At 68.9% G+C, this 9,100-nt stretch carries 9 protein-coding genes and 1 pseudogene; 2 read left to right on the top strand and 8 right to left on the bottom strand.

Annotation, left to right across the window (positions count from 1 at the left end; all coding sequences use genetic code 11):
- The 4 genes and pseudogenes from ACYVKZ_RS14685 to ACYVKZ_RS14670 form a co-directional block, all read right to left on the bottom strand.
- Positions 1-407: pseudogene (locus tag ACYVKZ_RS14685) on the bottom strand (hypothetical protein); the annotation flags it as partial.
- Complete coding sequence (gene sigK / locus ACYVKZ_RS14680) at positions 400-1,002, bottom strand: ECF RNA polymerase sigma factor SigK (RefSeq protein ID WP_460992977.1); 603 nt, start codon at positions 1,000-1,002, stop codon at positions 400-402. The pseudogene ACYVKZ_RS14685 and the gene sigK, both read right to left, overlap by 8 nt.
- A 127-nt stretch (positions 1,003-1,129) precedes the next feature.
- Positions 1,130-1,840 (bottom strand): fasciclin domain-containing protein, encoded by a 711-nt coding sequence (locus ACYVKZ_RS14675; protein WP_460992976.1) that lies wholly within the window; start codon positions 1,838-1,840, stop codon positions 1,130-1,132.
- Positions 1,841-1,942: 102 nt separating this feature from the next.
- The gene (locus ACYVKZ_RS14670) at positions 1,943-2,668 is read right to left on the bottom strand and encodes a DUF72 domain-containing protein (RefSeq protein ID WP_460992975.1); all 726 of its coding nucleotides are present in this window, start codon (positions 2,666-2,668) and stop codon (positions 1,943-1,945) included.
- A 52-nt stretch (positions 2,669-2,720) separates the two neighbouring features.
- Between ACYVKZ_RS14670 and ACYVKZ_RS14665 the strand changes: the two genes are divergently transcribed.
- Positions 2,721-3,407 carry an HAD family hydrolase gene (locus ACYVKZ_RS14665; RefSeq protein ID WP_460992974.1) on the top strand — a complete coding sequence of 229 codons (687 nt, stop codon included), beginning with the start codon at positions 2,721-2,723 and terminating at the stop codon, positions 3,405-3,407.
- A gap of 263 nt (positions 3,408-3,670) precedes the next feature.
- Positions 3,671-4,207: a barstar family protein gene (locus tag ACYVKZ_RS14660; RefSeq protein WP_460992973.1), complete on the top strand. Its 537-nt coding sequence runs from the start codon at positions 3,671-3,673 to the stop codon at positions 4,205-4,207.
- A 210-nt stretch (positions 4,208-4,417) separates the two neighbouring features.
- On the opposite strand, the gene ACYVKZ_RS14655 is transcribed toward ACYVKZ_RS14660, so the two are convergent.
- The 4 genes from ACYVKZ_RS14655 to ACYVKZ_RS14640 are packed head-to-tail and all read right to left on the bottom strand — an operon-like array spanning position 4,418 to position 8,006.
- Positions 4,418-5,014, bottom strand: a complete 597-nt coding sequence (locus ACYVKZ_RS14655) for a HEAT repeat domain-containing protein (protein WP_460992972.1) — start codon at positions 5,012-5,014, stop codon at positions 4,418-4,420.
- A gap of 40 nt (positions 5,015-5,054) precedes the next feature.
- Positions 5,055-6,569, bottom strand: coding sequence for a recombinase XerD (locus ACYVKZ_RS14650; RefSeq protein WP_460992971.1), 1,515 nt, complete (start codon positions 6,567-6,569; stop codon positions 5,055-5,057).
- Positions 6,562-6,903, bottom strand: coding sequence for a helix-turn-helix domain-containing protein (locus ACYVKZ_RS14645; protein WP_460992970.1), 342 nt, complete (start codon positions 6,901-6,903; stop codon positions 6,562-6,564). The genes ACYVKZ_RS14650 and ACYVKZ_RS14645 overlap by 8 nt, the downstream gene beginning before the upstream one ends.
- Positions 6,900-8,006 (bottom strand): tyrosine-type recombinase/integrase, encoded by a 1,107-nt coding sequence (locus ACYVKZ_RS14640; protein ID WP_460993188.1) that lies wholly within the window; start codon positions 8,004-8,006, stop codon positions 6,900-6,902. Before ACYVKZ_RS14640 ends, ACYVKZ_RS14645 begins: the two co-directional genes overlap by 4 nt.
- Positions 8,007-9,100 lie beyond the last annotated feature (1,094 nt).

Below are 9,100 nucleotides of genomic sequence, written 5' to 3'. Positions count from 1 at the left end.
GAGGCACGACGACGGTGCTCACCGAGGTCGGCCACCGTCGCCCCGGCGGGGGGCGCCGGGCTGTAGGGATGGGACCCCTCAACGCTGGGACGTGACCCCTCAACGTAGGGATGTGACCCCTCAACACTGGGACGTGACCCCTCAGCGGGGGCCGTGGGACGGGACTCCTCGACGGCGTCGAACTGCGGCGTGACCGCGATCTGGGCCATGAGGCGGGCCTTGAGGTCCGGCGGCGGCGCAACCGGGGTCGTGCCCGCGGCGAGCAGGGCGGCGGTCTCGGCGAGCTCGCGCGCCTCCTCCGCCGTCTCGTCCCCGAAGCCGAGGGTGTGCTCGAAGCGGCGGCGCTCGTCGTCGTCGAGCGCGTTGAGGGCGTAGGCACCGGTCAGCAGGTGCAGCTGATCATCCATGGCTCACTCCCAACACGTCCCTCAGACGGATCATCCCGTCGCGGATTCTGGTCTTCACGGTGCCCAGGGGAAGCCCCAGGGCGGTGGCGACTTCGCCGTAGGTGTAGCCGCCGTAGTAGGCGAGCCGGATCGCCTGCTTCTGCACCTCGGTCAGGGACTCGAGGGCCCGGTTGACCCGGTCGCTCTCGAGCGCCACCTCGACGCGGTGCTCGACGTCGTCGTAGCTCTCCTGGAACTCCTTGATGCCCTGGCGCAGGTCGCGGTCGGCAGCAGCCTGCGCCGCCCGGACGCGGTCCACGGCACGGCGGTGCGCCATGACCGTGATCCAGGCCCGGGCGCGGCCGCGGTCGGCGTCGAACCTCTTGGCCTGCTGCCAGACCTCGAGGAACACCTCCTGGGTGACCTCCTCGGCCTGCGCCGGATCGCGGACCACGCGCAGCACGAGGCCGTGGACGAGCGGCGCGAGCGCGTCGTACAGCCGGCCGAAGGCCGCCTGGTCGCCGCGCGCCACGCGGTCCATGAGTTCGTCGAGGTCCGGGGCGGGCGTCCCGCCGTGGTGGTCCGGCATGTAGACCACTGTCTCACGAAGAGCCATGCCCTTTCTCACCCCTCCCGGCTCCCTGCTGCGCGCCGACGGCGGGCCGGGCGACCATCTTGCCCGGCCCGCCGTCGGTGGCTGATCTGGCGTCCTGCTGTTTCCTGCCTGCTGCTTCCCTGTGCGGCTACTTCGCCGGGGGCATCAGCACGGAGTCGACGAGGTACACCGTGGCGTTCGCGGTGTGCACTCCGCCGCAGACCACGGTGGCGCCGTTGACCTTGAGGCTGTTGCCCGAGCCGGTGACGGTGACGTCCTGACCCTCGACCGTCTTGTGCGTGCCGGCGATCGAGTCCGGCTCGATCTGGCCCGGGACCACGTGGTAGGTGAGGATCTTCTTGAGCGTCGCGTCGTCGGTCTTGAGCGAGTTGATCGTGGCCGGATCGATCTTCGCGAACGCGCTGTCCACCGGGGCGAACACCGTGAACTGGCCCGAGTCGAGGGTGTCCACGAGGTTGACCTTGGGGTTGAGCTTGCCCGAGACCGCCGAGGTGAGGGTGGTCAGGAGCGGGTTGTTGGATGCGGCGACGGCGACAGGGTCGGCGCTCATTCCCTGGACCGACCCCGGTCCGGAGGGGTTGGCCTTCGCGTAGTCGGCGCAGCCGGCGCCCACGAGGTTCGCGGCCGGATCGGCGCTCATGCTGCCCGAGGCCATCGGGCTGCTCATCCCGCTGCTCGCGCTCGGCGTCGTCATGCCCGCCGCGGCGCTGGCCGGTGCGGACGACGACGAGCCGCCGGCCGCCGTCGTCGACCCGCCGCAGGCGGAGAGGCTGAGCGCGGAGACTGCGGCGAGCGCGGCGAGGCCCACAACGGCGGGGGTGCGATGGGTGGTCTTCATGGCTTCACTCCTGTTCGAGGTTGGCATGCCGTCGAAGGTGGCGTGCACCTCTAGTTCGGAGCGGGTGCGGAGGCGGATTGGACCGATGTCTGCGGGCAGGGTTCAGCCCAGCAGCGAACGCAGCGTGAAGGCGTTGCGCACGGCGTTCCCGCCGCCGTCGTTGTTGAAGTAGGCGAAGACCTCGTGGCCTGCGGCGTCCCACTCCCGGATGCGGCCGGCCCACCAGGCCAGGTCCGCATCCGAGTACGAGCCCGCGTAGAGGTGCTCGTGGTCGGGGCCGTGCAGGCGCACGTAGACGTGCTGGGCCGTCGCCTCGAGGATGCACGGCAGCCCGGCGCCGCTCATGACGCAGTACGCGGCCCCGTGCCGGCGGAGGATGTCGAAGACGGCCGGGTCGTGCCAGCTGGGGTGGCGGAACTCGACCGCCGTGCGCATCCAGGGCGGGAGGGTGCCGAGGAACCAGTCCAGCCGCGCGTCGTCCCGCGCGTGGTGGGGCGAGAGCTGGACGAGGAGGACCGCCCGGCGAGGCCCCAGCTCGTGCCAGGACCCCGCGATGCGCCCCGCCCAGGCCTCGGGGGCGTAGAGGCGCTTCGCGTGGGTCAGCCCACGCGGGGCCTTCACCGAGAGGAGGAAGCCTTCGGGGAGCCGACGGCGCCAGCTGGCGAACGCCGTCGGGCGCGGCCAGCGGTAGAAGCTCGCGTTGAGCTCCACGGTGGAGAACGCTCCCGAGTAGATGCCGAGGCGGTCCCACGGGCGGGTGCCCGGCGGATAGAGGGCATGCTCCCAGTGGTCGTAGCTCCAGCCGGAGGTGCCGATGTGCCAGCCCATGGCGTCGAGCCTAGCGAGATTGGCCGAGGGCCGCCGGGGGTAGGGAGGGGCCATGGCTACCTCGCTTCGCGGCGTCCTCTTCGATGTGGACGGCACCCTCGTGGACTCGACCTACTTCCATACCCTCGCCTGGTGGCACGGGTTCCGCCGCTTCGGGCACGACGTGCGGATGAACGAGATCCACCGCCTCGTGGGGATGGGCGGGCAGAAGATCGTGGAGCGCCTGCTCGGGGCCGACCGGGACGCGTCCCAGGACAGCGAGATCATGGACACCCATGCGGCGGTGTTCTCCACGTTCTGGCCCCACCTGCGGCCGTTCGACGGCGCCCGCGAACTGCTGGGCCGCTGCAAGGAGGCCGGCCTGTCCGTGGTCCTGGCGTCCTCGGCCCGCGAGCAGGACCTCTCCGTGCTGCGCTCGGTGGTGGACGCCGAGGGTTCCGTGGATGCGGCGACCAGCTCGGCCGATGCCGACGAGCCCAAGCCCGCACCGGACATCCTCGAGGCCGCGCTCAGGGCCGTGGGCCTGGAGGCGTCCGAGGTCGTGTTCGTGGGCGACGCCGTCTGGGACGTCCAGGCCTCGGCTGCGCTGGGCATCCCGACCATCGGGCTCTCGTGCGGCGGCTACAGCGCGGCCGAACTCGAGGAGGCCGGGGCGGCCGAGGTGTTCGCCTCGCCGCGCGACCTCCTGGACGGGTTCGCGGACTGCCTGATCGGGCGGCGGCTCGCCGGGGCGGAGTAGGGCGGACGGCGCCGTCGCCTGGGGGCAGTCTTAGCGCCTGAAGTTCAGGCCCGCACTCAGTTCTCGCAAGCCAAAGATTTGATCACTTCAATCGAAACTCCGCACGCACCCCTGCGAGGCAAACGCAGGGTGGCAGGAACAGACTGTGTCAAGTGCCGTCCGGGCATACTGGCACCTCTGCGTATCAGGTTCCCTCGTATTCATCAGAAGCCGCCGTTCCAGACCGATGCCCTGCCGAGGAGGTTGCCCCGTAGGATCTCTGCGTGAACGCTTTCGACCCTGAGGCAGATCTCGGGCAGGATCTTGGCTTCCGTCTGCTGATGAACACGTCGGTCACCATGTTTCATCGGCGGCGTGTGCTCGACGAAACGACTGCTTGGCTTGGCGAACAGGGCTATCAGGTCACGGAGCTCGAAGCGTCGTTGTGGTCCGATGAGGCAGGCATGCACAGCTCGATCTCTGAGGCGCTTGCCTTCCCGAGCTACTACGGGCGCAACCTCGACGCGCTGAACGACTGTCTCAGTGATGTCATAGCTCACGAGTACGGGTGGGACGCAAGCGCTGCGGGCCTAGTCCTCGTGCTCATCGGGTATGACGTTTTCGCTTCAACCTGCCCGCGGGAGGCCCAGGCGCTTCTCGACATCGTCGCCTTGAGGTCTCGGGAAGCTTCTCTGTATGGGAGCAGGATGATGTGCCTAGTCCAGAGCGATGATCCTCGGACGACTTTCGACCCTGTTGGAGCGACCCCGGTCCTCTGGAATGACGCCGAGTGGCTCGATTCGAGGAGACTCGCACCATGATTCGACGATTCGGCCCGGGGTGAAGCGCTATTTGCCTCTAACCCGGAGATCCACGTACCGGGACCAGTTCTCTCTGGCTGACTCGGGAGATACGCAGTACTACTGGCACCTTTGCTTCTGGGGAACGGTCGTGTTCGTACCGGCACCCGCCTGTCCACCGGCACATAGCGCAGGACAGACCTTTGGGATACGGGCGGGTGCGCCAGAAGGCTAGCCCAAGCCTGCCAACGCTCGCTGCGCTTCCTTTCGCACCCATGCTCGCTCGTCACCAAGCATTCGCTCCAGCTTGGCGCGGGCAAGGGGCGTCTTCACTTTCCGGAGCGCCTTCACAGCATGACCATTCACGTCCGGATCGTCGAGAAGCTCGATTAACACCTCAGGCGCTTCGGGACGCTTCGATCGGCCCAGCCCGATAACGAGCATCTCCCGAGCACGACCGTAGGAACGATCCCTGGCCAGCCCGACCAGCTCGTCGAAGTAATCGTCGCTCCAGGCCACGTCGAGCGCGTTGCCAACTGCCCAGCGAAGGCCAAGACCATTGGGGTCGTGCACCCGGCTGAACAAATCGATCAGCGCGCTAGTGGCAGTCGGTCCTGCCCACGGAACGCTCAACGCGCGCACCACCTCCATCAGGGTCTTCTTCTCCGAGACGGAAGCAAGCGCAGCGATCAAGATCGGAATCGCCTTTCGATACCGCACCCCCGAATGACGGAGTTCGGCAAGCGAACCGACCTCGTAACCGACCTCTTGAAGGCTGGCCAAGATCGTCCCCTCTTCAGCGGCAGGCGGCTCAGCGATAACGGGCATAGCAATCGTCCTAGCAAGTCGATTGTGCCGGGGTCAACCGCTACTGCCGCGGGCCATGCTTGAGATTGGCGTAACGCGCCCAGGAATCTCCAGCAGCTTCAGCGTGTTGGAAGACGGCCTGATAGCTGTAGCCGAGGGCGTCAGCGACCAGTGGCGGTGGCATTTGGGTGACGAGTTCGTCCAGCGCCCTGTTGCGGCCGCTCTTGAGCTGGATGCCGAGGGCGCGGAGCCTGTCCATGATGCCGGTCGGGTGCAGGTGGCGGCCAGCGAGGGTGCCGGGGAAGAGCCATGGACTCGTGGAGGTGCCAGTTCGGAGGTTCGGCCGGGCGTCGAGGTGTTCGAGGAGCAGCTCGGCGAAGGGCGCCGGGACAGGGACGGCGCGGTCGGTGAAGGCGATGGCGGTCTCGCCTGTGGCGGAGTCGACGGTGATCGCGTCGGTGCGCAGCGCTGCGACGCGGACGAGGGGCTGGGCATAGAGCAGGAGCAGGATGCCTGCGACGCGGTATGGACGGGATTCGCTGGTGCCGGTGATGAGCTCCCGAAGCCATGCGAGGCGCTGGTCCTGCGCGAGGGTCGGGCGGGTCCTGGCCGTGTAGCGGCCGACGTCGACAACCGTGTTGAGCCCGGTCGTGCGGGCGAAGCCGAAGAAGGTCTGGATCTGCTTGCGGGTGGTGGGGCCGTTGGCCCGCCATTCGTCCACATCCTGCTGGGTGCAAGTCGCGGCGGTGCGCCGGTGGGTGTCCCAGAGCCACTGAAGGAACTTGGCGGTCTCGGTGATCTCCTGCTTGGCGGACTGGACCGGCGCCCGGGCAGGGACCTCTGGAGCGGCGGTGGACCGGATGCGCTTGAGGTGGTGCCACTTGGCGAAGTGCTCGAGGGGCCTGGCGACCTCGGGCGCCAAGGGGCGGAGCTTGTCCTCGATCCAGGTCTCGAAGCTGGCCAGGTAGGGGTCCCGGTAGGGGAGAAGAGTGTGGTGGACGAGGAGAGCACGGAGGTGGTTGACGGCGCGCCCGACCTTCTCGATGCGGGTGTCGAGGCCTTCATGGGTCAGGGGCGTGGTCCCTGAGGCGAGCGAGGTCAGGAGGGTCTGGACTTTGGGCGAGCGCTTCCAGGTGATGATGCTCTCCGGCCGTTCGGCCCCGCAGAGGATGTCGACGAGCCGGGCCATCGCCGCCGGGTCAGCGGGGTCGGCGAGCAGCATGGCGGTGAGGTCGTTGCGGAGGGCGCAGCGCGCGCAGATGCCGCGCCGGTAGGACTCGCCCTCGGTCCCGCACTGGGTGCAGTGGAAGTCGTGGGGGATGCCGGCGCATTCACCGCACCGGGGTCCGCCCTCGAGGGTGGGCGGGCCGGGGAGGAGGCGGTCCTGGCCGCAGTCGGGGCAGGCGCCGCGGGTCCGGGTCGCGACGGTGAAGCAGGGGCCGCAGACCTTACCCTCGGGCCATCTCGCGCGGGTCTTGCCGGCGCTGCGGCCGCAGCGGGCACAGACATCGGTGCCGGTGGTGCGCGGCCGGCCGCGCGTGGTGCTCCGGGGGTTCAGGCCAGCGGGTTCACTCATTGTCGTCGATGATCCGCGCCCGGCGTGGGCGGGCGGCGCGGTTGAGGTCGACGACGTTGGGGGAGGAGCCGGCAGTCGCCGTCCTGCGGGCCTTCACGTCGGCCGCGGTGACGGTGATGAGGTCCTCGGGGCCGCAGGAGAAGATGTCGCAGATCGCGGAGATGAGCTGGAGTGCGACGCGTTCGGGCTTCTGGTTCACGAGCCGGTAGACCTGCGGGCGGGAGAGGACGATCCCGCGCTCGGCGAGCAGCGGGATGAGGTCGGTGGTGTTGTGGAGGCCGCGGGCGGCCATCAGCTCTGCGAGCCGCCAGCGGTATTCGACCTGTCGCTTCACCAGGCACCTCCCGGTTGCCCGAGGGCTTCCCCGAAGGTGCGGTCCAGCCCGGCGCGGAGGGTGCGGGCGCGGAAGGCGTCGCTGACGAACTGGTAGATGCCGGTGGTGGAGGCGTGCTCGTGGCCCATCTGATACTGCACGAACCTAGGATCCCATCCGTCCTCCAGCAGATGGGTAGCATACGAGCGCCGCAGCGAATGCAGGTCCAGCCCCTCGCCGGGGATCCCGAGCTCGTCGATGTAGCGGCGCAGCCGCCGCAGGAGGGTCGACTCGCTGATCAGCCCGCCACGTTCGCTGGGGAACAGGTCCGGCGTCTCGAGCGTGCCGCGGCCGTTGGCGAGCCAGTCCTCGAAGATCCCCGGCGTCCAGTCGAAGACCGTCAGCACGCTGCGGGGCTTGGGAGGGGAGGCCCGGCGGGACTTGCCGAAGCGGACCTTGCAGACGCCGAACTTCCCGAAGCGGCGGGCGTGCGGGTTGGTGGCGAAGTCGACCGTCTGGAGGTGCCGAAGCTCGTTGAACCGCAGCCCGTACGAGTAGGCGGCCTTGAGCATCACCGCGTCGCGGTAGGCCGCCCGCCAACCCTTCTTGCCCGAGGCAGCGGCACGCTCGACCTCGTCATCGGCGTGGTCGAAGAGCCTCTGCAGCTCCCGGCGCGTGAACGGGCGCTTGGCGGGACGGCCCTCGAACTCCTGCACGTGAGCAGCGGTGTTCCACTCGAAGAACACCTGGGCGGGGTGGGTGCCGAAGAGCTGCTCGCAGCGCCGGTCCCAGCCGTAGTCGGGGTTCGCGACGTAGGAGGCGAAGGCTCGGAGGGCGGACTGATGGGCCCGAACCGAGGAGTGCGCGAGGTGCCTGATCGAGCGGAGGTCGCCGAAGTATTCCTCGACGTGGGCCGGGGCCCAGTTCCACGGGAACTCATTGCTGTGGTCGACGAACCGGCGCACGTAGCGGATCCGCTGGGCGATCGTGTCGAACTGGAGGTTGCGCGAGAGCTGCTGGTTGCGCCATCCGTCCAGCATCTCCTCGAAGGTCTGCTGCTCGGGATGCAGCAGCGGAACCGACTCCACCGCGGCCAGTACCCGACCCGACCGGTCCACACCCAACAGCTGCTCCTGACGCCGCTCAACCAATGAATCAATGATTCATCAAATGCAACACCACAGCAAATCCCCACATCAGAGGCCGGTTCTCAGGGGAAACACCAGCCAGACGCGCCCCCGAGGGGCGGAGGTGGGATCGTGGACTAAGGGGCTCAGATCTAGCTTGGATCCGCTCAATCCCGGGCGTGGAAGGACAGTCCGCGCCAGCACTGAGGAGGATGCTCCGTGATTCATCAGATGAGATACGCAGACTACTGGTCGACATAAGATCAATTATCGGCCAGTTCGAAAAGCCGGCGGGGGAGGGGTCTGAAAGGGCCCGGGCGCTGCGAGTCTGCCGCCTCGGGGTCCGCCGAGGCGCGATTCCCCCTCACCCTGTCGGCCTGAAGATGTGCCGCAGCCGTGGCATATCTGGTCCGGCGGGGCGGCCCAGCAACCGGGGCCGCCGCCTGTGGCGACGAGGCCTACGAGGCGCGGTTGGGCGCGTGGCTGGAGGCGCAGCGGGTCGCCGGTCGGCAAGGCCCACTGCTGCCGAGGCGGAGGGCGGCGCCCGAACGCGCCCTGGGCCCAGGCTGGGCGAAGGACAGGTGACGCTGCCGGCGCCGGCGCCCGGGTCAGCCGGACCGGATGTCTCCGGCCGAGAGGCGCACCAGCTGTTCCCGCGCGGTCTGCTCGCTCAGCCCGGCCCCCATCAGGGCACGGAGCGCGGTCCTCCCCGCCCCCGGGCTCGGGGCCGTCGTGACGCCGCACCTTTGCGGACGTACCCCGGCCGGCAGGACGGGAATCGGCGATGATCGTCATTGATCTCCCCCTTCTCTCAAACGGCTGCCGAAGGCGCCGGCCGACCGCACCGGAGGACCAGCTCCGCTTCGGTTGAGCTCTGGCCCGCTCTGGACAGTCGGCGACAGTCGCCTTGGACGCACGTCGCGCTGGTGCCCCGATCGGGGCCGTAGCGTGACGGCTGTCACATGACGTTAGCAGGCAGACCGGTCTACCGCCAGAGGCTTCCCACGGGGCCCTCCCTCCGGGCCGGGAGTGCCAGTGCGGCGCGGGTGGCTGGCCCTGTGCAGCGGCAGGCGGAGCCATTGACCCCGGGC

It is taken from the genome of Sinomonas soli, from assembly GCF_054782415.1.
Note: the sequence above shows the minus strand (reverse complement) of the source record. Positions and strands in the feature narration are given on the sequence as shown.

Excerpts from the sequence above, each read along its gene's own strand:
- ACYVKZ_RS14665 (WP_460992974.1), top strand. The coding sequence starts at position 2,721 with ATGGCTACCTCGCTTCGCGGCGTCCTCTTCGATGTGGACGGCACCCTC.
- ACYVKZ_RS14670 (WP_460992975.1), bottom strand. The coding sequence starts at position 2,668 with ATGGGCTGGCACATCGGCACCTCCGGCTGGAGCTACGACCACTGGGAG.
- ACYVKZ_RS14650 (WP_460992971.1), bottom strand. The coding sequence starts at position 6,569 with ATGAGTGAACCCGCTGGCCTGAACCCCCGGAGCACCACGCGCGGCCGG.
- ACYVKZ_RS14655 (WP_460992972.1), bottom strand. The coding sequence starts at position 5,014 with ATGCCCGTTATCGCTGAGCCGCCTGCCGCTGAAGAGGGGACGATCTTG.
- ACYVKZ_RS14675 (WP_460992976.1), bottom strand. The coding sequence starts at position 1,840 with ATGAAGACCACCCATCGCACCCCCGCCGTTGTGGGCCTCGCCGCGCTC.
- sigK (WP_460992977.1), bottom strand. The coding sequence starts at position 1,002 with ATGGCTCTTCGTGAGACAGTGGTCTACATGCCGGACCACCACGGCGGG.